General features: G+C 72.4%; 25 protein-coding genes. 9 read left to right on the top strand and 16 right to left on the bottom strand.

The window, feature by feature from the left end:
• Positions 1-17: 17 nt before the first annotated feature.
• From HNR21_RS10915 to HNR21_RS10905, 3 genes are read right to left on the bottom strand one after another with little or no spacing between them, the layout of a single operon-like run.
• Positions 18-857: a carbohydrate ABC transporter permease gene (locus HNR21_RS10915; RefSeq protein WP_182705102.1), complete on the bottom strand. Its 840-nt coding sequence runs from the start codon at positions 855-857 to the stop codon at positions 18-20.
• On the bottom strand, positions 850-1,818 hold the full coding sequence (locus HNR21_RS10910; RefSeq protein ID WP_182705101.1) for a carbohydrate ABC transporter permease: 969 nt from the start codon (positions 1,816-1,818) through the stop codon (positions 850-852). The genes HNR21_RS10915 and HNR21_RS10910 overlap by 8 nt, the downstream gene beginning before the upstream one ends.
• A gap of 4 nt (positions 1,819-1,822) precedes the next feature.
• Positions 1,823-3,136, bottom strand: coding sequence for an ABC transporter substrate-binding protein (locus tag HNR21_RS10905; RefSeq protein ID WP_182705100.1), 1,314 nt, complete (start codon positions 3,134-3,136; stop codon positions 1,823-1,825).
• A gap of 170 nt (positions 3,137-3,306) precedes the next feature.
• On the opposite strand from HNR21_RS10905, the gene HNR21_RS10900 reads away from it, so the two are divergent.
• Positions 3,307-4,494 carry an ROK family transcriptional regulator gene (locus HNR21_RS10900; RefSeq protein ID WP_182705099.1) on the top strand — a complete coding sequence of 396 codons (1,188 nt, stop codon included), beginning with the start codon at positions 3,307-3,309 and terminating at the stop codon, positions 4,492-4,494.
• A gap of 137 nt (positions 4,495-4,631) precedes the next feature.
• On the opposite strand, the gene HNR21_RS10895 is transcribed toward HNR21_RS10900, so the two are convergent.
• The 4 genes from HNR21_RS10895 to HNR21_RS10880 all read right to left on the bottom strand — a co-directional run bounded on the left by HNR21_RS10895 (position 4,632) and on the right by HNR21_RS10880 (position 7,378).
• On the bottom strand, positions 4,632-4,994 hold the full coding sequence (locus tag HNR21_RS10895; protein WP_119727060.1) for a histone-like nucleoid-structuring protein Lsr2: 363 nt from the start codon (positions 4,992-4,994) through the stop codon (positions 4,632-4,634).
• Positions 4,995-5,129: 135 nt separating this feature from the next.
• Positions 5,130-5,294 carry a hypothetical protein gene (locus tag HNR21_RS10890; RefSeq protein WP_182705098.1) on the bottom strand — a complete coding sequence of 55 codons (165 nt, stop codon included), beginning with the start codon at positions 5,292-5,294 and terminating at the stop codon, positions 5,130-5,132.
• A gap of 4 nt (positions 5,295-5,298) precedes the next feature.
• Positions 5,299-6,687 carry a glycosyltransferase family 2 protein gene (locus HNR21_RS10885; RefSeq protein ID WP_220500123.1) on the bottom strand — a complete coding sequence of 463 codons (1,389 nt, stop codon included), beginning with the start codon at positions 6,685-6,687 and terminating at the stop codon, positions 5,299-5,301.
• A 34-nt stretch (positions 6,688-6,721) separates the two neighbouring features.
• Entirely contained in the window at positions 6,722-7,378 is a 657-nt protein-coding gene (locus tag HNR21_RS10880) for a class F sortase (protein WP_312880977.1), read from the bottom strand.
• A 115-nt stretch (positions 7,379-7,493) separates the two neighbouring features.
• Here HNR21_RS10880 and HNR21_RS10875 point away from each other — a divergent pair, with 115 nt between their 5' ends.
• The 4 genes from HNR21_RS10875 (at position 7,494) to HNR21_RS10860 (ending at position 10,226) form a co-directional block, all read left to right on the top strand.
• Positions 7,494-7,685, top strand: coding sequence for a hypothetical protein (locus HNR21_RS10875; protein ID WP_182705097.1), 192 nt, complete (start codon positions 7,494-7,496; stop codon positions 7,683-7,685).
• Positions 7,682-9,046, top strand: coding sequence for an alkaline phosphatase family protein (locus tag HNR21_RS10870; RefSeq protein WP_182705096.1), 1,365 nt, complete (start codon positions 7,682-7,684; stop codon positions 9,044-9,046). The genes HNR21_RS10875 and HNR21_RS10870 overlap by 4 nt, the downstream gene beginning before the upstream one ends.
• 69 nt (positions 9,047-9,115) lie before the next feature.
• Positions 9,116-9,523, top strand: a complete 408-nt coding sequence (locus HNR21_RS10865) for a MerR family transcriptional regulator (protein WP_182705095.1) — start codon at positions 9,116-9,118, stop codon at positions 9,521-9,523.
• 82 nt (positions 9,524-9,605) lie between these two features.
• The gene (locus HNR21_RS10860; protein WP_157995741.1) at positions 9,606-10,226 is read left to right on the top strand and encodes an alpha/beta hydrolase; all 621 of its coding nucleotides are present in this window, start codon (positions 9,606-9,608) and stop codon (positions 10,224-10,226) included.
• Positions 10,227-10,263: 37 nt separating this feature from the next.
• Here HNR21_RS10860 and HNR21_RS10855 read toward each other — a convergent pair whose 3' ends face one another.
• The 3 genes from HNR21_RS10855 to HNR21_RS10845 all read right to left on the bottom strand — a co-directional run bounded on the left by HNR21_RS10855 (position 10,264) and on the right by HNR21_RS10845 (position 11,850).
• On the bottom strand, positions 10,264-11,019 hold the full coding sequence (locus HNR21_RS10855; RefSeq protein ID WP_182705094.1) for a VIT1/CCC1 transporter family protein: 756 nt from the start codon (positions 11,017-11,019) through the stop codon (positions 10,264-10,266).
• Between the two features lie 176 nt (positions 11,020-11,195).
• Positions 11,196-11,483: a hypothetical protein gene (locus HNR21_RS10850; protein ID WP_182705093.1), complete on the bottom strand. Its 288-nt coding sequence runs from the start codon at positions 11,481-11,483 to the stop codon at positions 11,196-11,198.
• Entirely contained in the window at positions 11,473-11,850 is a 378-nt protein-coding gene (locus HNR21_RS10845) for an ATP-binding protein (RefSeq protein ID WP_182705092.1), read from the bottom strand. Before HNR21_RS10845 ends, HNR21_RS10850 begins: the two co-directional genes overlap by 11 nt.
• 347 nt (positions 11,851-12,197) lie before the next feature.
• Here HNR21_RS10845 and HNR21_RS10840 point away from each other — a divergent pair, with 347 nt between their 5' ends.
• Positions 12,198-13,712 (top strand): helix-turn-helix domain-containing protein, encoded by a 1,515-nt coding sequence (locus HNR21_RS10840; RefSeq protein ID WP_220500122.1) that lies wholly within the window; start codon positions 12,198-12,200, stop codon positions 13,710-13,712.
• 56 nt (positions 13,713-13,768) lie between these two features.
• Here HNR21_RS10840 and HNR21_RS10835 read toward each other — a convergent pair whose 3' ends face one another.
• The gene (locus tag HNR21_RS10835) at positions 13,769-14,599 is read right to left on the bottom strand and encodes an alpha/beta hydrolase (RefSeq protein ID WP_182705091.1); all 831 of its coding nucleotides are present in this window, start codon (positions 14,597-14,599) and stop codon (positions 13,769-13,771) included.
• Positions 14,600-14,832: 233 nt separating this feature from the next.
• Positions 14,833-16,428 carry a phosphodiester glycosidase family protein gene (locus tag HNR21_RS10830; protein ID WP_220500121.1) on the bottom strand — a complete coding sequence of 532 codons (1,596 nt, stop codon included), beginning with the start codon at positions 16,426-16,428 and terminating at the stop codon, positions 14,833-14,835.
• Positions 16,429-16,716: 288 nt separating this feature from the next.
• Here HNR21_RS10830 and HNR21_RS10825 point away from each other — a divergent pair, with 288 nt between their 5' ends.
• On the top strand, positions 16,717-17,895 hold the full coding sequence (locus HNR21_RS10825) for an MFS transporter (RefSeq protein ID WP_220500120.1): 1,179 nt from the start codon (positions 16,717-16,719) through the stop codon (positions 17,893-17,895).
• 161 nt (positions 17,896-18,056) lie between these two features.
• Entirely contained in the window at positions 18,057-19,022 is a 966-nt protein-coding gene (locus HNR21_RS10820; protein ID WP_182705089.1) for a DUF5954 family protein, read from the top strand.
• Here the strand turns inward: HNR21_RS10820 and HNR21_RS10815 are convergent.
• The 3 genes from HNR21_RS10815 to fusA form a co-directional block, all read right to left on the bottom strand.
• Complete coding sequence (locus tag HNR21_RS10815) at positions 18,998-19,891, bottom strand: hypothetical protein (RefSeq protein ID WP_182705088.1); 894 nt, start codon at positions 19,889-19,891, stop codon at positions 18,998-19,000. The two genes, HNR21_RS10820 and HNR21_RS10815, sit on opposite strands and share 25 nt — an antisense overlap.
• Positions 19,892-19,948: 57 nt before the next feature.
• Positions 19,949-20,854 carry an oxygenase MpaB family protein gene (locus HNR21_RS10810; protein ID WP_182705087.1) on the bottom strand — a complete coding sequence of 302 codons (906 nt, stop codon included), beginning with the start codon at positions 20,852-20,854 and terminating at the stop codon, positions 19,949-19,951.
• A 174-nt stretch (positions 20,855-21,028) separates the two neighbouring features.
• On the bottom strand, positions 21,029-23,110 hold the full coding sequence (fusA, locus tag HNR21_RS10805) for an elongation factor G (RefSeq protein ID WP_182705086.1): 2,082 nt from the start codon (positions 23,108-23,110) through the stop codon (positions 21,029-21,031).
• A gap of 256 nt (positions 23,111-23,366) precedes the next feature.
• Between fusA and HNR21_RS10800 the strand changes: the two genes are divergently transcribed.
• On the top strand, positions 23,367-24,143 hold the full coding sequence (locus HNR21_RS10800) for a thioesterase family protein (RefSeq protein ID WP_182705085.1): 777 nt from the start codon (positions 23,367-23,369) through the stop codon (positions 24,141-24,143).
• Between the two features lie 16 nt (positions 24,144-24,159).
• Here HNR21_RS10800 and HNR21_RS10795 read toward each other — a convergent pair whose 3' ends face one another.
• On the bottom strand, positions 24,160-25,065 hold the full coding sequence (locus tag HNR21_RS10795) for a S1C family serine protease (protein ID WP_220500119.1): 906 nt from the start codon (positions 25,063-25,065) through the stop codon (positions 24,160-24,162).
• Positions 25,066-25,208 lie beyond the last annotated feature (143 nt).

The raw sequence follows: 25,208 nt of genomic DNA, 5'->3' as shown, positions 1-25,208 counted from the left end.
AACGGCGGCTTGGCGGCTTACTTGACGGCGCCCGCGGTCAGGCCGGCGACGAGGAAGCGTTGCAGCAGCAGGAATCCGGCGACGATCGGCACGGAGACGATGAGCGAGGCGGCCATGACCTGGTTCCAGTAGACCTGGACCTCGGTGGAGTACTCCTGGAGCCCGACGGCGAGGGTCCGGGTGCCCGAGTCGGTCATCACCGAGGCGAACAGCACCTCGCCCCAGGCGGTCATGAACGAGTAGATGGCCACGGCGACGATCCCGGGCATGGCGGCGGGCACCACGATCCGCAGCAGCGCCCCGACCGGGCCGTTGCCGTCGACCATCGCGGCCTCGTCGAGCTCCCTGGGGATCGAGTCGAAGTAGCCGGCCAGCATCCAGATGGCGAACGGCAGCGAGAAGGTCAGGTAGGTCAGGATCAGCCCGAGCCGGGAGCCGTACAGCGCGATCCCGGTGGCGTTCCCGAGGTTGACGAAGATCAGGAACAGCGGGAGCAGGAACAGGATGCCGGGGAACATCTGGGTGGACAGCACGGTCACCGAGAAGATCCGCCGGCCCGGGAAGCGGAACCGGCTGATCGCGTACGCCGCGAAGACCGCGATCGTCACCGACAGCACGGTGGCGGCCCCCGACACGACCAGGCTGTTGAGGAAGTAGCGGCCGAGCGGGATCGTCGTCCAGATGTCGGCGAACGGCCGGAACGTGATCGTCGTGGGGATCCAGTGCCAGTCGCCCTGCACGTCGCCCAGCGGCTTGAGCGCCGAGGTCGCCATGGCGTACAGCGGCAGCGCCGTGAACAGCGTCAGGAACCCCAGCACCAGCCGGCGGGCCCAGCCCACCCAGCGCGGCTCACGCATGCGCCCGCCTCCTTCGCGAGGTCACCGCCAGGTAGCCGACCGTGACCAGCAGCAGGAACAGCAGCAACAGCACGCTCATCGCCGAGCCGAGGCCGAAGTTCCAGGTCACGAACGAGCTCTGGTAGATGTGGATCGAGATCAGCGACGCCTCGCGGGGCGCGGACTCCCCGAACAGCACGTACGGGGTGTTGAAGTCGTTGAACGTCCACAGGAACAGCACCAGCAGCAGCACCTGGTTGACCGGGCGCAGCAGCGGCTGGGTGATCGACCGGAACTGGCGCCACCAGCTCGCGCCGTCGATGGCCGCGGCCTCGTACAGGTCCTGCGGGATGTTCTGCAGCCCGGCCATGACGATCAGGAAGGCGAACGGCCAGGTCCGCCAGACCGACACCACCACCAGCGACCAGAAGCTGTTGCCGCCGATCAGCCAGAACGGCGCGTCCGGCCCGTCCAGCCCGAGCAGCGCGTTGACCATGCCGGTCTCGCGCTGCAGCATGAACGCCCAGGTGATCACCGCCGCGTACATCGGCAGCGCGTACGGCACCAGGAAGAACGCGCGCAGCAGGCCCCGGCCGGAGAAGCGCCGCTGCATCAGCACGGCGGCGGCGGTCCCCAGCAGCCAGGCCGTCCCCACGGACAGGACCGTGAAGGCCACCGTGATCCAGAACGAGTGGAGCAGGTTGCGGCCGACCGCGGAGTCGAAGTCCAGCACCACCCGGTAGTTGTCGAGCCCGGCGGGCGGGGCGGCCGACCAGTTGCGGATGTGGAACTGGGTGAGCCTGCGCAGGCTCATCGCCAGCCCGACCAGCATCGGCACCAGGTGGACGAGCAGTTCCAGCACCAGGGCGGGCAGGAGCAGCAGGTAGGGCAGGGCGATCCGGCGGCCCCGGCGGCGGCGCGGGGGGCGGTCCCCGGCCGCCGCCGTCCGGGCGGCCGGGGGCTTGTCGACCAGTGCCGTCATCGGGTCAGCTTCCGGCGGCCAGTTGCTGGTCGGCCTGGGCCAGCTTGGCCTTGATCTGCGTCACGTCGACGGACCTGCCGGAGGCGACGTCGGCGAACATCGACTTCATCGCGGTGCCGACCAGGGTCTCGAACTGGCTCTCCTGCGGCACCTGGGGCATCGGTTCGGCGGTGCCGCTCAGCACGCTCTGGAAGACCTTCACGTCCTCGCTCTGGAACGCGGGGTCGGCGTAGGCGTCCTTGACGGTGGGCAGCGAGCCGTAGGTCTTGTTCAGCAGCACCTGCTCCTCGGTGCTGGTCATGAACTTCACGAACTCCAGCGCGCCGTCGAGGTTGTCGGTGTTCTTGAACACCGCGAGGTTGATGCCGGCCACGAAGCTGTTCACCCGGCGTCCGCCGGGCGGGAACGGGTCGGGCATCGGGATGGGCGCCACGCCGAGGTCCTCCATGTTCATCCCGACGGCCTGGAACGAGCCGGCGGAGGCCTGGTTCATGAACATCGCGGCCCTGCCGTCGGCGAGGTCCTTGAGCGACTTGGCGGTGTCGGTGTACTCCGCGTTGCTCGGGTTGACGATCTTGTGGACCTGCATGAGGTCCAGGTACTGCTTGATCGCGTTGGCGGCCGGGTCGGAGGCCAGCGTGGGCCTGCCGCCGCCGTCGAAGAACCGGGCGCCGTGCTGGGCGCCGAGGATCGCGGCGTGGTGGGCGTTCTCGGTGACCTGGCCGGCCTGCAGGGTCAGGCCCCACTGGCCCTTGTCGGGCCTGGTGAGCTTCCGGCCGGTCTCGATCAGCTCGTTCCAGGTCGCCGGCGGCCTGTCGATGCCGGCCTCGCGGAACAGCTTCTTGTTGTAGTACAGGCCGTACGCCTGGCCGTAGAGCGGGATGGCGGCGGGCGGCTTGCCCTGCGCCCCGGTTGCCGCCAGGCACGGGCCGAGGAACCTGTCCCGGCCGCCGACCTTGCCGAGCGCGGCGTCGTCGAACGGCAGCAGCGCGCCGGTGGCCTGCAGGGAGGCCGACCAGGTGTTGCCGATGTTGAGCACGTCCGGGCCCTGGCCGGAGGTGGTGGCGGCCAGGATGCGGTTGAGCAGGTCGGGCCAGCCGATGACCTCGAGCCTGACCTTGATCCCGGTCCTGCGGGTGAACTTGTCCAGCTCGGGCTGCAGCACCCGCCGGTCGTGGTCGAGGCTGGTGCCCTGGTTGGAGGCCCAGTAGACGAGCTCCTTCGGGCCGCCGCCGGACGTGCCGCCGCCGCAGGCTACGGCGGTCGTGGCGGCCAGCGCCAGCGCGGCGGCGGCCGACGCCATCCTTGTGATGCCCATGGGGGTCCTCGGGGGTCGGGGGGAACGGATGGATCGGAGGGAGCGGCGTGACCCGGGTCACACCTTTTTTCACGGCTTGATTTAATACGTGGGGAAGCTGGGGGTCAACACTCCGGGATGACTTTTTTCACGTCGTGTCGGAAGATGGGCCCGGATGGGGGAAGGTGGACATGGCCGATCGCAAGCGGGGCACGGTGCGCGACCTGCGCCGGGACAACCGGGCGGCGCTGCTGCGGGCGCTGTACTTCAGCGGCCCGCGCAGCCGGCAGGAGCTCAGCGAGGCGACCGGGCTGAGCCCGGCCTCGGTCAGCAACGTGATGCGCGAACTGCTCGCCGAGGGCATCGTCGCCGAGGTCGGCTCGGTGGACTCCGACGGCGGGCGCCCGCGGGTGCTGCTGCAGGTCGACCCCGAGTACGGCTATGTGGTCGGGGTGGACGTCGGGGAGACCCGGGTGCAGGTCGAACTGTTCGACCTGGCGATGACCGAGCGGGCCAAGGCCGACTTCCCGCTGGATCCGGCCCGGCACCCGGCCGACGCGGTCGTCTCCCGGATCCTGGCGGGCGTCGACGCGGTGCTCGCCGACGGCGGAGTGCCGGCCGAGGCCGTCCTCGGGGTGGGCATCGGCGTGCCCGGCGTCGTCCAGCAGCGTCCCGAGGTGATCGTGGACGCCCAGACCTTCGACTGGGACCGGGTGCCGCTGGAACGGCTGCTGCGCGCGGGCACCGGCCTGCCGCTGCTCGTCGACAACGGCGCCAACACCATGGGCCGGGCCGAGCTGTGGTTCGGCTCGGGCCGCGGCGTCCGGAACGCGGTGGTCGGGCTGATCGGGTCGGGCGTCGGGGCGGCGATCATCTCGCACGGCACCCCGGACCGCGGCTCCACCGCCTCCGCCGGCGAGTGGGGCCACACCCCGGTCGTCGTGGGCGGCCGCAGGTGCCGCTGCGGCAGCCTGGGCTGCCTGGAGGCCTATGTCGGCGCCGAGGCCGTGCTGGAACGCTACACCGAGGCGGGCGGGACGATCACTGCGGCCGACCAGGAGTCCGCGCTGGCCGCCGTGATCCTGGAGGCCGGCACCCCGGGCACCGTCGGGGCCAGGATCATCGACGAGACCGTCGGCTACCTCGGCGCCGCCGTCGGCGGCCTGATCAACCTGCTGAACCCCGAACGCGTCATCCTCGGCGGCTGGGCCGGCCTGCTGCTGGGCGAGGCGTACCTGGACGCGATCCGCGAGGCCGCCCGCCGCCACGCGCTGCGGCATCCCTTCGCGACCACGTCCATCGAGCTGTGCACCCTGGGCCCCGACGCCGTCGCCCTGGGGGCGGCCACCCTCCCCCTGGAGCTCTTCCTCAACGGCTGATCCCGGTCTCCACGGCGTGCCCCGGCATGCATCGGCCCCGGACCGCCGCCGGAACGACCGGACGGCGGGCCGGGGCCGATGCGCCGGCTCCGGGCCGGCCGGTTCTCACCGTCCGGCCCGGGAATCCGTGCGAAGGTTCACCCTTCGGGCCGGGCGTCCGGGTGGGCGGCGATGAACTGCTCGTAGACCTCGTCGGAGATCTTGCCTCGGGCGGTGACCTCGATGCCCTGGGCCTGGGCCCACTCACGGACCTCGGTGTTGGAGTAGCCCCGGATCCGGGGAGCGGCGTCGGCGCTCTTGCGGGCGCGGCCCGCGCGCTTCACGGTGGTCGCCTTCTCCAGGTAGGGGGCGAGCGCCTCCAGCGTCTCGACGAGCCTCTTGTAGTTGGCGTCCCCCAGATCGATGGTGAACTGGGCGCCGGCTACCTCGAAGTCCCGCTTGGCGACGTCCTCCCCGTCGTACCCGTCGATGTCATCGACCATGACGACCTTGGTGGCCATGCACTCCCTCTCGTCGCGTTACTCGGCGACCCAGCATCATAGGAGCCGGGCGGGACACGGCGGACGCGAAGACGCCGACCGCGCCCCATGCCCCGCCCCGGCCCCCGGTCGCCGCGGATCGACGGGCGGGTGTCGTCAGCCCTTCCGGGCGGGGAGGATGCGCTTCACCGCCATTCCGGCGGAGACCAGGGTGAAGACGGCCAGGCCCAGCCAGAGCGCCTGCAGGCCGAGCCAGGGCGAGGCCGCGGCGGCGCCGCCGAAGCCGGCGGCGATGCCGCCGATGGGGGGCGTGTTGTACATGGGGTCACCATTTCCTTTCCTTGCGCCAGGCGGCCTCCCAGAAGGCCCTGGCCTGAACTATCTGGAGAAAGACGTCGAAGACCATCTCGACGACGATCACGGCGGCGATGGCCATCTGGAGCCGCCCGCGCCGGCGGACGGTCACCACCCGCTCCACCATGAAGATCACGGTCACCGCGCCCCAGAGCGGGCTGATCCTGATCCCGCCGAGCCAGATCACCGAGCAGGCCAGCGAGAGCAGATAGGCGGCGATCACCAGGATCCCGATCAGCGACAGCAGTTGCCGGCCCCAGTAGGGCCGGGTGATCGGGGTCCAGCCGTAGTCGACGAGGTTCTCCAGGGCGCCGCGCTTCCAGCGCAGCCGCTGCCGGGCCAGATCCCGCCAGGTGAGCATCACCTCGGTGGTGAGCGTGCACTCCCTGGGGCACAGGATCCGGAATCCCAGGTGCAGGATGGCCAGGGTGAGCTCGTTGTCCTCGGTCAGCACCCGGACGTCGTAGACGTGCGGGAGGCCGGGCAGCCGCCGCTCCCGGCGGGCGGCGACCACCTCCTGCAGCGTGGTGGCGCGGAAGATGGTGGCGGTGCCGGTCAGCACCAGCGCCTTGCCCTTCAGCCGCCGCACGTCCCGGGCGTACCGGGCGTACTCGTTGCGCTGGAACATGCCGACCACGCCGCCGCCGGGCTTGCCGGTGAACGTGCCGCCGACCGCGGCGTAACGGCCGCCGGCCAGGTACGCCAGGCCGTGCCGGATGAACCCGGGGTCGAGCGCCGAGTCGGCGTCCATGACCATGACCGCGTCGGTGGGGCCGAGGATCGGCAGCAGCCGGTCCAGCACCTGGTTCAGCGCGCCGGCCTTCTTGTGCCGGTTGCCGCGCGTGCCGACGATCTCGGCCCCGCACAGCCGGGCGAGCGCGGCGGTGGCGTCGGTGCAGTTGTCGGCGATCACCACGATGTCGTCCGGCGGCCGTTCCTGCCGTCGCAGCGAGGCGATCGTCTCGGTGATCTGGTCGGCCTCGTTGTGCGCCGGGATCAGGACCGTGACCCTCATCTCGGCCGGGTTCACGGGCGGCTGGCCGCGCTTGCCATCCCGGTCCCGGCGGGGAGCCCGGGCGGGCGCCGGCGCGGGGCCGGGAGGCGCGACCGGTCGCCGCACCGGCCGTGCGGGCGCGACCGGCGCCGCCGTCCGGCCGCCGGGCAGGGTCGTCGGCGACGCCGCGGAGCCGCCGGGGCCCCGGACCGCCGGGAACGCCAGGTGTCCCGGTGCGGGGGCGGCGACCGTTCGCCGGGCCGGGGACGGGACGCCGGACGTCCCGGTGCGTTCGGGCCGGGCGAACCGGTGGAGCCCGGTGCGGGTCGCTGCTCCGGCGGTGCCGGGGCGGGAAGGGGAGTTCATCTCATTCTCTAAAGCGCCACGGACCACATAAACGTCACCCGGCCTCTTCGGCGTCGTGGCGCAGCAGGTGCCCGAACGCGATGACGTTGTCGGTGTAGTGGCCGCTCGCGCGGTCGAACCGGCCGCCGCAGGTGACCAGCCGGATCGCGGCGTAGCCCGGGTCCCCGTACACCCGCCGGGTGGGGAACCGGTCCTTGCCGACGCGTTCGACCGAGTCGATCCGGAACACGGCGGTGCGGCCGTCGGCCCGGACGACGCTCGCCAGGTCCCCCGGGCGCAGTTCGCCCAGCCGGTGGAAGACCGCCGGGCCGCGGCGGGAGTCGACATGGCCGATGATCACGGCGGCGCCGCGGCTGCCGGGCGCGGGCCCGAGCCGGTACCACCCGGCCTCCTGGACTCGGCTCGGCGGCGGCGTCTCGACGGTCTGGTCGGCGTTCTTGCCCAGCGGCATCAGGGAGGTCCGCACGCCGATCCGCGGCACCTCCAGCCGCAGCGGCACCGAACGCGGCAACGGCGCCACCGTGGAGGACGCGTGCACGCCGGACGCGCCGGGGCCGGGCGCCCGCGGAGCGGCGGTGGCGGCAGGGCTCTCCGGGAACGCCCGGAGGACGAAGAACGTCGCCGCGCCCAGCCCGGCCAGCCCCACGGCGGCGGCCGCCAGAACGCGCATGCGCTGATCACGGCGCTGCACGGCGCCACCTCCCCCGGCCTGCAGACCACCTCCGCGCCCCCCGCGTTGTGGTGGTGGGAGAACGGTACAGCCCGAAAAGGGAATTTGGGGTCGATAGGAACAAACTCACACCCGCGTGGAGGCCGTCACGTCGTTGTCGGGTCCGGGGCGCCGTCACGTACGCCGCGTCGTCGAGCCGGATCCGGACGTGCGGGCGTCCCTCCTCGAGGGAGGTTTCACGGCGAACGACGTGGAGCAGGTGCTGTGGCATGACCCGGTGGTGTTCCACGGCCGACCGCTCGGCCTCGGGGTGAAGGAGCTTTCGTGAGGCCGCTGGTCGTGATCGACGTGGCCGGGCTGACGCCTGGGCTGCTGGCCCATATGCCCGGCCTCGGATCGGCGGTGAAGGCGCAGGCGATGTTACGGCCGGTGCTGCCCACGGTGACGTGCTCGGTGCAGGCGTCGTTGCTGACCGGGTTGCCGCCGTCCGGGCACGGGATCGTGGGGAACGGGTGGTACTTCCGGGATCTGGGCGAGGTGCTGTTGTGGCGGCAGCATCACGGGCTGATCGAAGGGCCGCGGGTGTGGGACGACGCTCGGCGGGTCAAGCCCGGTCTCACCGTCGCGAACGTCTGCTGGTGGTACGCGATGGGCGCGCCGGTCGACTGGACGGTCACGCCGCGGCCGATCTACTACGCCGACGGCCGTAAGTCCCCCGACTGTTACACCGACCCGCCCGAGCTGAGGGTGGAGCTGACACGGCGCTTCGGGCGGTTTCCGTTGTTCTCGTACTGGGGGCCGAAGGCGGGGATCGAGTCGTCGCAGTGGATCGTGGCGGCGGCCTCGTACCTCCTGGAGAGCAAGCGGCCCGATCTGACGCTGGTCTACATCCCGCATCTGGACTACGACCTGCAGCGGTACGGACCCTCGGGGCCACAGGCCGTCGCCGCCGCCCGGAACCTGGACGTGGCCTTGCAGCCCTTGCTCGATCAGGCCGAGTCTTCGGACGCCGCCGTCGTCGTGCTGTCGGAGTACGGCATCACCGATGTGCGGCATCCGGTCGACATCAACCGTGCGCTGCGCGGCGCGGGGCTGTTGCGGGTCTACCGGCAGGCGGGCATGGAGTACCTGGATCCGTGGACCTCGCGGGCCTTCGCGGTGGCCGACCACCAGCTCGCGCACGTCTACGTCAGGGACCCGGCCGACCTGCCGGGTGTGCGGTCGGTCCTGTCCGGGGTGCCGGGCATCGAGCAGGTCCTGGAAGGTCCCGGCCTGGCCGCTCATGGGCTGGACCATCCCCGGTCGGGGGAACTGGTCGCGGTGGCCGAGCCGCACGCCTGGTTCACGTACTACTACTGGCTGGACGACGATCGCGCTCCGGACTTCGCCCGTACGGTCGACATCCACCGCAAGCCCGGCTACGACCCGGCCGAACTGTTCATGGACCCCGCCGACCCGTGGGTGAAGGCCCGCGCCGCTTTCGCGCTCGCCAGGAAGCGGCTCGGGTTCCGTTCCGCGTTCTCCGTCGTTCCGCTCGATCCCCGGGTCGTGCGCGGCAGCCACGGCCGCCTGCCCGACTCGCCCGCCGACGCGCCGGTCCTGCTGTGCTCCGAAGACCTCGATCAGGACGTCTACGCCGCCACCGAGGTCAAGCCCCTGCTGCTGCGGCTGCTCGGGGTGACGCCCTGAGCCGGTGCCTTGCGTCCGGGACCGGCTCTGCAAGTTAATGTCGGCATGAAGTCGGGCGACGGACGTTCCATGACCATCGGGGAGCTGGCCGGGCGGTTCGGGCTGCGGACCCACGTGCTGCGGCACTGGGAGGCGATGGGCCTGCTGTCCCCCGCCAGGCGGGCCAACGGCCGCCGGCTCTACACCGAGGACCACGTCACGCGGGTGGCCATGATCGTCCGGGGGAAGGCCGCCGGGTTCGGCCTGGAGCGGTTGCGGGACATGTTCGAGGCTCCCGGCCCTGAGCGGCGGCGCGAGCTGCTCCGGGCGCAGCACGCCGAACTGGAACGGCGGATCAGGGAGATCGAGGAGTCCAAGCGGCTGATCGAGCACGCCCTCGACTGCCCGGCGGAGGACTTCCTCCGCTGCCCCCGGTTCCGCCGGCTGCTCGCGGACCTGTCCGCGCCCAAGGGCCTGCCGACCGCCCAGAGCGGTTGACCCCACTCCGCCGGTGGTCGCGCCGGACTTGTCCCTGCTTCTTGCGGGTAATGCGCTCGTCGTGGCGCGGAACGGCAACGGCATGGCACTGACGACGCTCCCCACGGCGTACGGCCCCGTCAGGGGGTACGTGCACGAGGCCCCCGGGGCCGAGGCCGGTGCGGTCATGGTCGGCGGCGTCGGCAACGACGTGGACGGCCCCGGCGGCTCCTACGTGCGCCTGGCTGAGGCGTTGCGGGAGGACGGCTGCACCACCGTCCGGGTGTCGTACGCCCGCACCGGGGACCTGATGCGTTCGGTGGACGACGTGCTCGGCGCGCTGGACTGGCTCGCGCAGCACGGCGTCGGCAGGTCGGTGCTGGTGGGCTGGTCGTTCGGCGGGGCCGTGGTGATCGCGGCGGGCGCGGGCCACGGGGGTGTCGCGGGGGTGGCGACGCTGGCGACGCAGGGGTACGACACGGCGCAGATCCAGTCGGTGGCGCCGCGGAGCCTGCTCCTGGTGCACGGCACCGCCGACTCGGTGCTGTCCTGGTCGATCTCCCAGAGCCTCCATCGGGTCGCCCGCCCGCCCAAGCGCCTGGAACTGCTGGACGGCGCGGGCCACGACATCGCCGGACACGAGGATCGCTTCGAGTCGCTGGTCCTGGAGTGGGCCGTCCCGCTGCTCGGCATTCCCCCGGTGCGGCGGGCGCCCACCTGGTGATCGCCCCCTGCCGGGGGCGACCCGGATCGGGAGGGGGTCAGACCATGCCGGTCGTGCCGAGCAGGGTGCCCGCGCCGTAGGTGACGGCCAGGGCCAGGGCGCCGCCGATCGTCACCCGCAGGGCCGCGCGGAGCCGGGAGCCGCCGCCGATCCAGGCGGCCACCGTCCCGGTGAGCGCCAGGCCCAGCAGCGTGGCCGCGAACGTGACCGGGACGCGCAGGTCCGCGGCGGGCAGCAGGATCGCCAGCAGCGGGAGGATCGCGCCGATCACGAAGGCGACGAACGAGGCCACCGCCGCGTGCCAGGGGCTGGTGACGTCGTCGGGGTCGATGTTGTGCCGCTCGCGGAGCTGGGCGTCCAGGGCGTCCCGGCGGGACAGCTCCACCGCCGCCCGCCGCGCGGTGTCGGGGGACAGCCCGCGTTCGGTGTAGGCGTGGACCAGCGCGCGCAGTTCGCCCTCAGGGTCGCCGGTCAGCGCCCGCCGCTCCTGCTCGATCAGGTGCTTCTCGCTGTCACGCTGGCTGTGCACCGACACGTACTCGCCGAGCGCCATCGACACGGCCCCGCCGATCGCGGCGGCCATCCCCGCCAGCATGATCGGCTGCGTGGCGGCGGTCGCCCCGGCGACGCCCACGACGACGGCCGCGGTCGACACGATCCCGTCGTTGGCCCCCAGGACCCCGGCCCGCAGCGCGTTGAGTTTCTGCTCCAGGCGGCTCGTGGCGGGCCGCTGCTCCGTGGTCGTCTTCGGCGCGGTGTCCGGGCGATATCGGATCGCTACGGACTCCAGCATGTCGTTCACCGCCTCCTTCGTTCCGTCCGGTGGGAACCGTATTCGTGACAACCGGGGAACGATCCCTTGTATTCCAAGGGGAGATGCGACCCGAATCACTCCCGGAAACTTAGCCGAGCCTCACCTGATTCGACTTAGACAAGGCTCACCTAATTTCTCGGGAACGGGGCGACCGGTCACCGGTTCGGGTCATTGTCACCGCCCGTTCCGGGATCGAACGAGCCCCGCGCGTCACGCCGCACCGGATCGCGTTGCGGCCGTCGCACCGGCCGTCCGGCCGCCGAATCGACCAGCGCCATCCGGCGTTCCAGCTCGGCCGGATCGGCGGCCACGATCATTCCGCTGTCGAGGCGGCCATAGGACGCCCCGGGGATGGCGGTGAATCGCCCGCTGTAGTACCCCGGAATGACCGCCCATCCGGGGTGGGAACGCTCCAGCGCGGCGGCGACCTCCTCAGGCTCCATCCCGCCCCCAGGCGAGATCGGCCCAGACCGCCTTGCCCGGACGCCCCGCCTCCGACGCGAGGGGATGGTGCCCCCACCGCACGGCCAGCGCCTCGACCATGAGCAGCCCCCGCCCGCGCCCGTCCCACGGCCCCGGCTCCCGCCGGCACGGCGCCCCCGGCGCGTCGTCCCGGACGCACACCCGAACGACCCCCGCCCCCGCATCCGCCTCGACCAGCACGATCACCCTGCCCGCCCCGGCCTGCCACGCATTGGTCACCAGCTCCGTGAGCACGGTCACCGCGTCCTCGACGACGCTTTCCGCCCCGCACCCGGCGAGCCACCCGGCCGCCCACCGCCGCACCGCCCCGGGAGCCCGCTCCCCCACCGGCCCCTCCCATTCCGCCCGCAAACCGCACAACGACTCCGCGACGCCTCCGCCTCCACCGAAGGCAGCCAGCTCATTCACCTCTCCTGGGAGGGCGTGCGACGCTGACGACATTTCCGAGTGCCGCTCTACTTCAATCGGCCGAGATATCGGCTCAGACAACGTGATCACCCCAACGGCGAGTACCATTTGCGCGTTTTGGGAAGGTTGCCCACCGCGTCTGCGCTTACCGCGGTTCCTCAAGCGTCGGGGCGCGCGCCGCACACGCTCATGCGTCAGCCGCGTTCGCCCATGCGTCGGATGCATGATTTTGTGTCACGGATCACACCGACATCGTTAGACTTCCGGTGGACGACTCGGCTGCGACAACGCGCGAGGTCACCGGCATGAAGACGCTTCCCCCGGCGCGTGACTGCCCACGATGCGGCACCCGCATGGCCCGAGACAACAGCGCCGCGCTCTGCGCGCCATGCCAGCAGCGGAGCCGGGATGTCATGTTCGGCGCGCCCGAGGTGCCCGGCTGGTTCTGGGACTCGTCCCAGCTGCGGCAAGCACTGGCGAGCCGCCACATGGGCAAGGTGGTACGCGCCTTCCGCACGCACCCCTACCATGGGCGCCCCATTTCCCAGTCGGTGGCCGCCGGGTGGCTGTACCTGACCCAGTCCCAGCTCAGCCGCATTGAGAACGGCCCACCCGTCCAGGATCTGGACCGCCTTATTCAGTGGGCGCATATCCTTCGCATACCGGCCGACCTACTCTGGTTCTCCCTGCCCGACGAGGACACCTCTGAGGATGAAACCGAAGCCACCACGCCGGCGTCGCCCGCTGGCATCCTGCCCGAAGAGGACGAATGGCGGAGCATGACTGAGCTATTGCGCCGCACCTTTCTCAAGTGCGGGCTCGCCGCGGTCACGTTGCCCGCCATCGGTCTCGATGAACTCAAGCACATCGCAGCGGCACTGAGCGATGCCCGCCGCTATGCAGATCATGAAGTGGCGACCCACTTCCAACGCCAGCTTGCCGACTGCGCGGCGAACGATCGGACGCGCGGTCCGAAACAGAGCATTCCCATAGCCCTCGGCCTGGTGGCTGCCATCGAGAAGACGGCCGGTGACGCCAAACCCGCCATCCGCCGTTCGCTGCTACGAGTCGGCGCGCAGGTGGCAGAGTTCCTTGGCTGGCTGTACCGGGACATTGCCATGCCAGAACTGGCCGGCTACTGGCGTGACCGCGCTGTGGAATGGGCACAGGCCGCCGGCGACTTTCCCATGCAAGGGTACGTTCTACTGAAGAAGAGCCAGGCGGCGTGGGACGAGCGCGATGCGCTCCGCATGCTCACCCTGGCCGAAGCCTCCCAGGAAGGCCCGTGGAGCCTGCCGCCACGGGTACGGGCCGAAGCTCTACAACAAGAGGCGCGCGGCCATGCCATGCTCGACGGCGATCTGTCCGTCATCGAGTCCAAACTGGAGGACGCCCGCGAACTGCTGGACCAGGACAAGGAGGCCAGGGGCATTGCCGCGCACTACGACGAAGCACTCTTCGGCTTGCAGGTAGCGATCTGCTACAACGAGGCGGGGCAGCCGGACCGCGCCCTCGATCTGTACGAAGAATGGCTTTCGCCACGCACCTTCTCCCGTCGGGACTACGGCTACTTCCTATCCCTCAAGAGCGAGGCGCTTGTGTCGGCGCGGGCACCGGACGATGCCGCCGACACTGGTCTGGAGGCATTGGCCTTGGCGCGTGAAACCTGCTCTGCCCGCACCCACCAAGAGGTCTTGCGCTTGGTGGGGCGGCTGCGACCGTGGAAAAATCGAGAGAGCGTGCGTGAACTGAGAGAGGCGGTACTTCATTCAACGGGGTGACCGGCGGTCGAGCCGATCTTCCGATCACCTCCGGTCTTCCGTACAGCGGAAATCACTTAGTTCGGTCTGGCTCCGCTCAGCCAGTCGGCCACTGTCCGGATGACGTACGCCTGCCACTTCTGCGTCTGGGGGTCGGCATACTGCGGATCGTCGTGGACGGCGAAGCCGTGCTGTGCGCCCTCGATCTCGATGAGCTCGGCCTCGGCACCGAACTGACCGACCGCGTCCCGTGACGACTGCACCGGAATGAAGGTGTCGCCCGTGCCGTGCAGGATGAGCGTCGGCGTGGTGACCTTGCCCAGCTCACGATGTGGTGCGAGATAGAAAACCTCGTTGAGCAGCGCCCGCCCCAGCTTGAAGGTCGGCGAGTGGGCCACATGGCCATGGGCGGCCAGCTCCCGCCCGGCCTCCTCATCGATGCGGTCGCCATGCCAGTACGGTTTCTCGTCCACGAAGCGCCGCTTGTAGTCGAGCAAGGGATTGAAGAGCACCAGGCGGTGCAGGCTCTCCGGATGACGGGAGGCGTAGAACGCGCAGATGCCGCCACCGAAGCTGGCCCCGATGAGGGACACCGGCCCGCTGCCCGTTTCCGCCCGTACGTGCTCGACGGCAGCCCGGATGTCGTTGACGACGCCGGACAGCGTCAGGTCCTCCTGCCTGCCCTCGCTTTCACCGTGGGCACGGAAGTCGAAACGCAGAGAGGGAAGGCCGATGTCCGCCAGGCCGTCCGCCAGCCGGGTGAAGAAGCCGCCTTCCTCACGGGTGACGCCCCCGCCATGCACCAGAACGACGGCAGGACCGTGCACCTCGGTAGGCATGACAAGCGTGCCATGGAGCCGAAGACCGTCGAGGGAGGAAAAGGCGGTGGAGTACTCGGCTGCGGACATGGGACAAGCATAGGGCGGGGCTACGCTCCGTCACGGACTGATATGACTTCTCATGTGATGAGCCGCCCCCGCTACCAGATCCCGGAGCAGGATCGGTGACTGCGTCGAGGTGGCCACCCTGGTCGCCCGGGAACTGGGCGCTGACCTCCACGGCATCGGTGACGACGGCGGACGCCGAGTGAGCAGGGACAGGCCCCTCCGGAATGCGAGGGGCCTGTCCGGTGTCCGGGTCGTCAGCGGGGCAGCAACAGGATCCCGTCGCCGACGCTGCGTTCGCCGGTGGCGTCGGACGGGCGGTTGACCAGGGCGCCGCCCGCGCGGGCCAGGGTGGTGGAGCCGCCGCCGTCGAGGTTCATCGCCTGAACGGCGCCCAGCGCCTTCATCACCTGGGCGGTCTCCAGCACGGACAGGCCCTCGCTGAAGCCCGCCGCACGGCCGTCGACCGCCACCAGCAGCAGCCGCCCGCGTGCGTCCACCCCGGCCATCGTCCGCGGGTTACGGCGCAGCACCCAGTTGTAGTAGAACGACTCGTCCTCGCCGGTGTGCACCAAGCCGTCGCCGCGGGCGTTCACCCACACCCGCCCGTCGCGCACCAGGCGCGGACCGGCACCCAGGATCGAGGTGCGCGGGGAGAGCGCGACCGGGCGGCCGTCGGCGAGGACCCGCTGTGAGAGGTGCAGGCGGGCTCCGGGCCGGGCGTGGGCGCGCAGCCAGTCGGCGGCGGTGCCGATGGCCTGCACCGTACGGCCTTCGGCCGGGATCGCGGTGCCCCGCGTCTCGCGCAGCTCGGTCACCCGGCCCATGCGGTCGAGCACCGCCTCCACGCCCTCGCCGGACGGGCTGGTCGCGCCGTAGCGGGCGGTGAAGGCGACGAGTTCGTCAGGATCGGTGCAGGTGACGTCGTGCTGGGGGCGTTCGGTCGGCTGGTCGCCGCCCACCCCGCCGCAGTTGTTGACGACGCCCGGCAGGCGGTTGACGCCGTCCAGCTCGCGGGCGGCCCCGTCCCCGGCCCGGACGGTGAGCGCGGTCGACACCTGGGCGAACCGCACGCCCGCGCCGCTGGACGGCAGGATCATGGCGGTACGGCCGTTGTTGGCCTCGCTGAGCAGCTCCCCGTCCAGCGCGTAGACGCCCGCCGGGCCGCCCCTGCCCTGCGGGGTGAAGTACGTGCCGTTCACACCGGCCACCGCCCCGCTCGCGCGGACCAGGTCCGACACCTTGTCCATCTCGGTGAGCGGCCCGCCCACCGACGCCGCCGCACGGCCCCGGAAACGGCGCGGGTCGACGGTGAGGACGTGCACCCGCCACGGGCCGGTCGTCGCGCCGCCGTCCTGCCCGGTGTATGCCGTCCCGGCGCGGAAACCGGCGGCGGTGAGCGCGGGGAGGTCCTGCCGGGCCTGCTCCTCGGTCGCGTACCGGCCCACGCGGACCGTGTAGCCGACCGGCCCCGGCCGCACGTCGGCGAAACCGGGCCCGTGCACGGCCTCCACGCGCGGCCGGAACCCCGCCTCGGTGAGCTGCCGCGCCACGCCCTCGGCGGTCTCCTTCGGGGCGATGACGGCGGTGGCCGTGGCCGGGTCGGGCCGCGGCCCCGGATCGCCCGACACCGGCAGCCGTACGTGCAGGGTCCACACGTCGTCGCCGGACTTGTGGCCGCGCACGATCGTGGTCAGGGTGACGCCCGGCGCCAACTCCTCGGTGGACCGTTCCTCCCGCAACCCGGACGGCCCCAGCGGCAGCGGCACGACCTGCCGCGCGGCGGCGGGCGGGGGGACGAGCGCGACGACGGAGCCCACCGACACCGCCGCCGCCAAGATCACGCGTTTCATGACCTGCATGCTGCCTTCGGCCGATGACGCCGGGATGACCGGCGAACGTACATCGGGTGGGCCCGTTCCCCATCATGATCGCTCCCAGCGCGACCGGCCCGCACCGGTGAGATTCCGGCAGGATTCCGGGGAAGGCGGATGCGCCGGACGTTCCCGCTCGCAGACCGCCGTCCTGTCGCCGTCCAGCGAGGTCACGATGAGTTCCGCGCCGTCGCCGTCCACCTCCGTCCGTGCGGGCCGCGCCGAACGGGTCTTCGCCCGACCGCACCGGATCCCGGGGCGGGACCGATGACCGCACCGGCACCGGCCCGGCAGATGTGGCCGTTGTACGCGGCCGGGTTCACCACCGCCTTCGGCGCCCACGGCATCGCCGCCAACCTGGGCGGCTTCTCCGAGGACGCGGTCACCTCGCTGCTGGTGCTCGGCGGCCTGCTCGCCCTGTACGACGGCGCCGAGGTGCTGCTCAAGCCGCTGTTCGGCACCCTCGCCGACAGGATCGGCGCCCGCCCGGTGCTGCTGGGCGGGCTCGTCGCCTTCGCCGCCGCCTCCGCCGCGTACGCGGTGGCCGACAGTCCCGGCTGGCTGTGGGCGGCCCGCCTCGGCCAGGGCGCCGCCGCCTCCGCCTTCTCCCCCTCGGCCTCCGCGCTGGTCGCCCGGCTCAACCCGGCGGCCGGGCACGGCCGGGCGTTCGGCTCCTACGGCTTCTACAAGTCCATCGGCTACACCCTCGGCCCGCTGCTCGGCGGGATCCTGGTGTGGGCCGGGGGCCTGCGGCTGCTGTTCACGGTGCTGGCGGTGCTCGGCGCGGCGGTCGCCGTCTGGGCCGCGTTCGCCGTTCCGGCCGCGCCCCCGCTGCCCAAGGCCCGGCAGACGGTGCTCGACCTGGCCCGGCGCCTGGCCGAGCCCGCCTTCCTCGGCCCGACCGCGGCACTGGCCGCCGCGACCGCCGCGCTGTCGGTCGGGGTGGGTTTCCTGCCCGTCTCCGGCAGGGCGTCCGGGCTGGGCACGGTCGCCACCGGCGCCCTGGTGTCGGTGCTGGCCGCCTGCGCCGCCCTCGTCCAGCCCAGGGCCGGCCGCGCCCTGGACGCCGGGCGCCTGACCGCACGCGGCGGCATCGTCGCGGGACTGCTGCTCACCGCCGCCGGCCTGGCCTGCGCCATGCTGCCCGGCCCGGCCGGCGTCCTGGCCGCCGCCGTGCTCGTCGGCGCCGGAACCGGCCTGATCACCCCGCTCGGCTTCGCCGCCCTGGCCGCCGCCACCCCACGGGAACGGCTCGGCCAGACCATGGGCGCCGCCGAACTGGGCCGCGAACTCGGCGACGCGGGCGGCCCCCTCCTGGTCGGGGCCGTCGCCGCCGTGGCCAGCCTCACCTACGGATACGCGGCACTCGCCGTCGTTCTCGCCGCGGGCATGGTGCTCACGCTCGCCCGCCGCCGCACGGCACCGGCGGACGCGGACCGGACATGACCGCGCCCTCGGCCCGGTGCACCTGTGCCCCGTCGCCGACCGGGCGATCTCCCGCCTTCCGGAGAGCGTCCGGCACCCGTCCCGGCAGCGGAACGGGGGTTCCGTTCGCGTAATCGGCCGTTCTCGCTCCGTGTTCGGTCCGCGACGTCCAGGATGGGCTCATGGCGTTTTCGTTGATGGCCGGGTACGACCGGATCAACGTGGTCGGGGACCTGGATCCCGTCGCGGCGGTGCGCGACCGGGAGATCGGCGAGCGGATGCGCGACTATCCCAGGATGGTCCCGGCCGGGTCGCCCGACTTCGGGCACGCGGTGCAGGTCGGGAACGTGTGGCGGATCGGGTGCCTGGGCTCGGACGATCCCGCGGGCGCCCGGTACGGGCTGGCGAGCACGCTGCGCCGGGCCGTGGCCGAGCGGGAGGTGACCGACCCCGAGGTCGCCGGCGCGATGCTGCGGGCGGCCGACCGGCTGGATCCCGAGGAGGGCGAGCAGCTCGCCAAGGACGAGTGGGAGCTGGGCGACCGCCGGTACCGGGTGATCCGGGTCGAGCACTTCACCCTGCTCGGCGACCGGGTGATGGAGCCTCCCCGGCCCACCGACACCGAGCCGGTCCGGGACGCCCGCCTGCTGCGCGGCCACCCCATCGACCCGATGGCGCCGGCCGGGCCGTGGGAGGCGCAGCTCAGGCTGAACCTGGCCGGGTGGACGCCCGTTCCCCCCGACGCCCCGGAGACCGTCCGGCTCGAGGCCCGCCACGCGGTCCGCACCCACCCCGGCGTGGTGCTGCTGCCGCCCACCTTCGTCGTGGTGGAGATCGACGAGGACACCTGGCGTCCGCTCACCGGCGGGGACGGCCCCGAGGAGGCCCGCGGCAACCTGGCCCGCCGCTTCACCGAACTGCTGCCCCGGCTCCGCGAGTTCGAGGGCGTCCCGCCCGCTCCCGAGGAGCTGGCCGAGTGGGCCGAGATGCGCGCGCGGATCGAGGCGACGACCGGATACGACTTCACCGTGCTGGGACGCCGCTTCCGCATCGTCCGCGTCTCCCGGATGCTGCGCGTCGGCCGCGACGGTCCCGAAGGCCCCCGCCCCTCCGACCAGGAACGCTACGGCCTCCCCGACCTCGTCTGACCGGCCGGGCTGATCGCGGGCTCCGGCCGTTCGTGGCGGGGCAGGGTCACGACGGCCATCGCGATCAGCACGGCTCCCAGTGGCAGCAGGGCCGCTCCGGGACCGTCCGGCCAGGACAGCCGGTACAGGATCGTTCCGGTGAGGAGCAGGTGGGTCTTGGCCACGGCGGTCGCCGCGAACACGACGATCACCATGCGGTGGCGTTGCAGGGCGGCCTGGAGCTGGCCGATGCCCAGGCCCACCGCGACCAGGAACAGGTAGGGGTAGGGGGTGGCCGCCAGGGTGGACGGGTCGAGCCGGGTCATGCCGGTGAGGGCCAGCTCGGCGGTGCCGATCAGGACCCCGGCCGTGACGCCCAGGGTCACTCCCGTCGACGGGCGGGCGTGCGCCCCGGCCGGCCGCAGGTCGCGCAGGACGAACACCGCGACCGGCCCCGCCAGGCAGGGCAGCGTCATCAGGAGCAGGAACGGCGTCGCCGGCGGGACGCCGTCGCCGCCCGTCCCGGCGGCGGCCGCGGCCACCAGCACGGTGCCCAGCGCCACCAGCAGCAGGGAGCCGCACTCGCGTCCGTCCAGCCGCTCGGCGAAACACCCCAGGCCGATCGCCACCAGCACCACCAGCGCCGACATGAAGACCGGCTGGGCGGCGGGCAGCGGCAGCAGGCTCAGCGCGACGATCTGGAGGGCCAGCCCCACCGCCATGATCACCGCACCGGCCGCCCAGACCGGGCTGGCCAGCATCTCGGCGATCATCCGCAGCGGCCGGGTGCCGTGCAGCGTCCCCATCCGGTCGGCGGCGGCCTTGAAGAAGGCGATGCCGGTGAAGTAGACGCCGGACGAGGCGAACGCGACGCCCTCCGCCCAGTTCACGACGCCCCCTCGGGGGCCGGGCGGACGCGGCCGGTGACGACGCGGTGCACCCGGCCCTCACCTGGGGCGGTGGGCCAGGGCGTCCTGCAGGCGCTGGTGGGCTCGGGCGGCCTGGCGGGCGCGGTAGGCGATGGGCATGTAGGCGAGGCGTTCGGGCAGCAGCGGGACGGTGCGCCCGATGGCCGCGCCGAGGGCCTGGAGCTTGCGTTCGTCGGCCGGGGTCCAGGTCAGGCCGAGCTTGCGGCGGGCCGCCTCCGGGAGGGTGCCGACGGTGACGAAGCGGGCGAACCTGCCGCCGGTGAGGCTGAAGGGGACCAGCAGGGGCCGCAGCCAGGCGGGGACGGTCGGGGGCACCTCGTCCATCTGCTCCAGCACCTCGTGCGCCACCTTGTGGGGCACCAGGGTGCCGGTCACCATGTCGTCGAAGTAGACCCAGTAGTCGGAGACCGTCCTGGGCAGCATCCGTTCGGGGACCTGCAGGATGCGGCCCAGGTTGAGGAACTCCTCGAAGATCTGCCGCTCCCGTTCCAGGGTCATCGGGGTCCGCGAGAAGTAGCGCGACGCGGTGACGGTGGCGTAGTAGCCGGACAGGTGGACCCACGCCCACGGCTCGGCGGACAGGGCGTGGTGCCGCCGGCCCTTCTCGTCGACGGCGCTGAGCGGCCTGTGCATCTCGCGCAGCCGCCGGCCCTCCTCGATCGCCGTCTGGCCGCCGTACACCCAGGTCTGCACGGAGGCGAAGCTGCGCACCGCCCGCCCCACCGGGTCGGTGCGGAAGCTGGACATCTTGTCGACCACCGTGCCGATCGCCGGGTGCATGGCCTGCAGGATGAACGCGCTGTTGCCGGCGATCGCCGACAGGTAGAGGCCGATCTCGTCCCACAGGATCGAGCCGGGCCCGAACGGCTTCGGCTCGGGGTCCTTGGGCCTGGCCGGGAGCGCGTGGTCGGTGGTCGTCGTCATGTCCGGCGCCTTTCTCGGAGGGAGGGAAGAGGCCGTTCTCCGCGGGAGGTATGCCGAACATAAGAGTTTGTTGGCGATTTGCCAATAGCTGTTGGCGGACCGCCAACAAGATCCCCTCGCGCAGGCGGGGGCCGCACGGACCCGGGGTGCGGGCCCGTGCGGCCGTGCGGTGCGCTAGGCGTCGCGGGGCGCCTCGGCGTACGAGTCGAACCGCATCGTGTACGAGGCGCGGCCGGAGGTCAGGCCGCGCAGGTCGCCCACGTAGCCGAACATCTCCGCCAGCGGCACCAGGGCGTCGACGACCCTGGCGCCGGAGCGCTCGCGCATGCCGCGGACCCGGCCGCGGCGGGCGCCGATGTCGCCGATGATGTCGCCCATGTGCTCCTCCGGAGTGGTGACCTCGACGGCCATCACCGGTTCGAGCAGCACGGGACCGGCCCGGCGGACCGCCTCCCGGAACGCCTGCGCCCCGGCGATCCGGAACGCCGGCTCGGAGGAGTCCACCGGGTGGAAGTCCCCGTCCTGGAGGATCACCCGCACGCCGACCATCTCGTGGCCCGCGAGCACGCCGGACCGCATCGCCTCCTGGCAGCCGGCGTCGACGGACGGGATGAACTCCTTGGGGATGCGCCCTCCGGTGACCTCGTTGACGAACTCGTACGTCGCGTCGTCCGCCGTGATCGGCTCGACCGAGATCTGGACCTTGGCGTACTGGCCGTGACCGCCGGTCTGCCGGCGCAGGGTGAAGCCGACCTTCTGCACCGCCCGGCGGATCGTCTCCCGGTACGCGACCCGGGGACGGCCGACCGCCACCTCGACCCCGGACTCCTCCTTCATCCGGTCGACCAGCACCTCCAGATGCAGCTCGCCCATCCCGCCGATGACCGTCTGGCCGGTCTCGGGGTCGGTGCGCACCTGGAACGAGGGGTCCTCCTCGGCCAGCCGGGCGATGGCGGCCCCCAGCCGGTCCTGGTCGCCGCGGGCCCTGGGCTCGACGGCGACCTCGATCACCGGCGCCGGGAACTCCATCGACTCCAGCACCACCGGGGCCCGCTCGTCGCACAGCGTCTCGCCGGTCGTGGTCTGCTTGAGGCCCAGCACGGCGACGATGTCACCGGCGCCGGCCGACCCGATCTCCTCGCGCCGGTCGGCGTGCATCCGGTAGATCTTGCCGATCCGTTCCCTGCGCCCCCTGACCGGGTTGAGCACCGTGGCGCCGGTCTCCAGCCGCCCCGAGTAGACCCGCACGAACGTGAGCCTGCCGAGGTGCCGGGCGCTCGTCACCTTGAACGCCAGCGCCGACAGCGGCTCGGTGTCCGACGGTCCCCGCGTGACGGTCCCGCCGTTCGCGAACCCCTCGACCGCCCCCACGTCCAGCGGCGACGGCAGATAGCGCACGACCCCGTCCAGCAGCGGCTGGACGCCCTTGTTCCGCAGCGCGGTGCCGCAGAACACCGGGGTGACCGTGACGTCGTCGGACCGGCCGGAGGCGATCGTGAGCCTGCGGATCGCGGCGTGCAGCCGTTCCCGCGAGGGCTCGGCGCCCGCCACCACCAGCTCGAGGATCTCCTCGTCGTGCTCGGCGACCGTCTCGACCAGCCGGGCGCGCCAGCGCTCGACCGCCTCGGCGTGCTCGGCCGGGACGGCGGTGACCGCGAACTCCTCGCCGTCGCCGGCGCCGTCCCAGACCAGCGCGCGCCGGGACACCAGGTCCAGCACGCCGGTGAAGCCGTCCTCGGCGCCCAGCGGAAGCTGCACCACCAGCGGCACCGCGCCGAGCCGGTCGGCGATCATGTCCACGCAGCGGTGGAAGTCGGCCCCGGCGCGGTCCAGCTTGTTGACGAAGCAGATCCGCGGCACGCCGTACCGGTCGGCCTGCCGCCACACGGTCTCCGACTGCGGCTCGACCCCCGCCACGCCGTCGAACACCGCCACCGCGCCGTCCAGCACCCGCAGGCAGCGTTCCACCTCGACGGTGAAATCGACATGCCCGGGAGTGTCGATGATGTTGACGACGTGATCGGTCCCGGAAAGGGACCAGTGACAGGTCGTCGCCGCGGACGTGATGGTGATGCCGCGTTTTCTCTCCTGTGGCAGGTAGTCCATCGTGGCGGCGCCGTCGTGCACTTCGCCGATCCGGTGCGAGATGCCGGTGTAGTACAGGATCCGCTCGGTCACCGTGGTCTTTCCGGCGTCGATGTGCGCCATGATCCCGATGTTGCGAACGGTGGCCAGGTCCAGCACGGTGGTGACCATCTGGCGCTTCCCTCCTTCGTTCCGCGATCGGGGACGTTCCGCCGGAAGTGACCGGGAGCCGTCTTCACGGCGGCTCGGCCACGATCAGTTCATTGCGATCATCGCGACGGTACGCGAATGCACCGGCGAAAGGCGACGCATTTTTCCCGCCGCCGGCATTTCCGCGCGCCGTGGGCGGAGCCCCCCGGGCGGCCCCCGCGCACCGGGCCGGAGTAGTTTCGGAGCGAACGAACGTCGTCCGCCGGAAGATGGATCGATGAGCGAATCGCCGGAAGCCTTCTACCTCCCCCTCGGCGACGGCCGGTACGAGCCGACCCGCGCCACCGAGAGCCCCTGGGACCCCGCCGCCCAGCACGGCGGCCCGCCCACCGCCCTGCTGGCCCACGTGATCGACCGGACCGTCGAGCCCGGCCTGCGCCTGGGCCGGATCTCGGTGGACTTCCTGGGCCCCATCCCCCGCCGCGAGGTCCGCATCGAGGTCTCCCCCGTCCGCCCCGGCCGTTCGATCCACCTCACCGAGGCCCGGATGATCGCCGACGACCGCCCCGCCGTGATCGCCCGTACCTGGCACATCGCCACCGGCCCCACCCCGCCGGCCACCGGCGAGCAGCTCACCCCGCCCCCGCTTCCCGCGCCCGGTCCCAAGCCCCCGAGGCTCACCGGCTGGGGCTACGGCGAGGCCGTCGAGTGGCGCTACACCCACGGCGCCCCCGACGCCCTGGGCCGCACCGCCGTGTGGGCCCGCCCCCGCGTACCCCTCATCGCGGGCGAGAAGCTCACCGGCCAGGCCGCCGCCCTCATCGTCGCCGACTCGGCCAACGGCCTGTCCGCCGTCCTCCCGATGACCGAGTGGCTCTCCATCCCCCCGACCATGACCACCACCCTCGCCCGCGCCCCCGAGGGCGACTGGGTCCACATGGACGCCCGCACCACCCTGTCCGACGACGGCCTGGGCGTGGCCCGAGCCACCCTCTGCGACCCCACCGGCTACCTGGGCGAGGTCGCCCAGCCCCTCCTGGTCCGCAAACGCTGACCCCCGGCGGTCGCCGCTACTGGGTCGAACCCAGGAGCTGGGCGGCGACCGCCATGGCGCGGTCGATGGGGATGGCGAAGCCGATGCCGATGGAGCCGCCGGGGGCGCGGCCCTCGCCGAGGGTGGCGATGGCGGTGTTGACGCCGATGACCTGACCCCGGGTGTTGACCAGGGGCCCGCCGGAGTTGCCGGGGTTGATGGCGGCGTCGGTCTGCACGGCCCGGATGGTGCGGCCGTCTCCTATCCCCACCTGGCGGTCGAGGGCGCTGACGATGCCGAACGTGACCGTGCCCGCCAGCCCCAGCGGCGAGCCGAACGCCAGCACCTGGTCGCCCACCCGGACCTGGTCCGAACCGCCCATCGGGGGCACCGGCAGGCCCGCGGCGCCGATGGTCAGCACGGCCACGTCCTCCGCGGTGTCCAGCCCGACGATCTCGGCGCGCCGCACCCGCCGGTCCGCCAGCGTCACCGTCACCCCGAACGCGCCCTCCACCACGTGCGCGTTGGTGAGGACGTGCCCCTGCCGATCGATCACGAAGCCCGACCCGGTGGAGCGGGACCCGGCGCGGCGCACCTCGATGGACACCACGCTGCGCCGCATCCGGTTGGCGACGGCGGTCAGGCCGGCGGGCATGTCCGCCCCCGCGGTCCGGGTCTGCGGCAGGACCTCGGAACGCTCGTCCAGCACACGGGTGCCCGCCGTGCCGGCGACCGCGCCGACCAGGGCGGCGAGCAGCACCGCCACCACCAGCACCGGCGCGTGGCCGGACCGCCGCCGGCGTCGCCGCTGGGGCCGCTGGGCGGGCCACGGCGGAGGCGCGGTCCGCGGGTCGGGGGCGTACAGCGGCGGCGGCAGCGGCAGCTCACGGGTGGCGGTGTAGTCCTCGCGGCGGCGGGCGTGGCGTCCGGTGTACTGGTGCAACTCGGCTCCTCGCGCGGTGGAACGACGGGGCGGTGTGCCAAGCAGTACGAGCCGCACCGCTCCGAAGGGTCAACCGCGGCGCGTTGAACCTTCCGGGCCCTCCGCCGCGTACTGCTCGCCGGACGGGTGGCTGGACCGAGGAC

It is taken from the genome of Thermomonospora cellulosilytica, from assembly GCF_014138835.1.
GTDB lineage: Bacteria > Actinomycetota > Actinomycetes > Streptosporangiales > Streptosporangiaceae > Thermomonospora > Thermomonospora amylolytica.
Note: the sequence above shows the minus strand (reverse complement) of the source record. Positions and strands in the feature narration are given on the sequence as shown.

Excerpts from the sequence above, each read along its gene's own strand:
- HNR21_RS10915 (WP_182705102.1), bottom strand. The coding sequence starts at position 857 with ATGCGTGAGCCGCGCTGGGTGGGCTGGGCCCGCCGGCTGGTGCTGGGG.
- HNR21_RS10910 (WP_182705101.1), bottom strand. The coding sequence starts at position 1,818 with ATGACGGCACTGGTCGACAAGCCCCCGGCCGCCCGGACGGCGGCGGCC.
- HNR21_RS10905 (WP_182705100.1), bottom strand. The coding sequence starts at position 3,136 with ATGGGCATCACAAGGATGGCGTCGGCCGCCGCCGCGCTGGCGCTGGCC.
- HNR21_RS10900 (WP_182705099.1), top strand. The coding sequence starts at position 3,307 with ATGGCCGATCGCAAGCGGGGCACGGTGCGCGACCTGCGCCGGGACAAC.
- HNR21_RS10895 (WP_119727060.1), bottom strand. The coding sequence starts at position 4,994 with ATGGCCACCAAGGTCGTCATGGTCGATGACATCGACGGGTACGACGGG.
- HNR21_RS10890 (WP_182705098.1), bottom strand. The coding sequence starts at position 5,294 with ATGTACAACACGCCCCCCATCGGCGGCATCGCCGCCGGCTTCGGCGGC.
- HNR21_RS10885 (WP_220500123.1), bottom strand. The coding sequence starts at position 6,687 with ATGAACTCCCCTTCCCGCCCCGGCACCGCCGGAGCAGCGACCCGCACC.
- HNR21_RS10865 (WP_182705095.1), top strand. The coding sequence starts at position 9,116 with ATGACCATCGGGGAGCTGGCCGGGCGGTTCGGGCTGCGGACCCACGTG.
- HNR21_RS10860 (WP_157995741.1), top strand. The coding sequence starts at position 9,606 with ATGGCACTGACGACGCTCCCCACGGCGTACGGCCCCGTCAGGGGGTAC.
- HNR21_RS10855 (WP_182705094.1), bottom strand. The coding sequence starts at position 11,019 with ATGCTGGAGTCCGTAGCGATCCGATATCGCCCGGACACCGCGCCGAAG.
- HNR21_RS10850 (WP_182705093.1), bottom strand. The coding sequence starts at position 11,483 with ATGGAGCCTGAGGAGGTCGCCGCCGCGCTGGAGCGTTCCCACCCCGGA.
- HNR21_RS10835 (WP_182705091.1), bottom strand. The coding sequence starts at position 14,599 with ATGTCCGCAGCCGAGTACTCCACCGCCTTTTCCTCCCTCGACGGTCTT.
- HNR21_RS10830 (WP_220500121.1), bottom strand. The coding sequence starts at position 16,428 with ATGAAACGCGTGATCTTGGCGGCGGCGGTGTCGGTGGGCTCCGTCGTC.
- HNR21_RS10825 (WP_220500120.1), top strand. The coding sequence starts at position 16,717 with ATGACCGCACCGGCACCGGCCCGGCAGATGTGGCCGTTGTACGCGGCC.
- HNR21_RS10820 (WP_182705089.1), top strand. The coding sequence starts at position 18,057 with ATGGCGTTTTCGTTGATGGCCGGGTACGACCGGATCAACGTGGTCGGG.
- HNR21_RS10810 (WP_182705087.1), bottom strand. The coding sequence starts at position 20,854 with ATGACGACGACCACCGACCACGCGCTCCCGGCCAGGCCCAAGGACCCC.
- fusA (WP_182705086.1), bottom strand. The coding sequence starts at position 23,110 with ATGGTCACCACCGTGCTGGACCTGGCCACCGTTCGCAACATCGGGATC.
- HNR21_RS10800 (WP_182705085.1), top strand. The coding sequence starts at position 23,367 with ATGAGCGAATCGCCGGAAGCCTTCTACCTCCCCCTCGGCGACGGCCGG.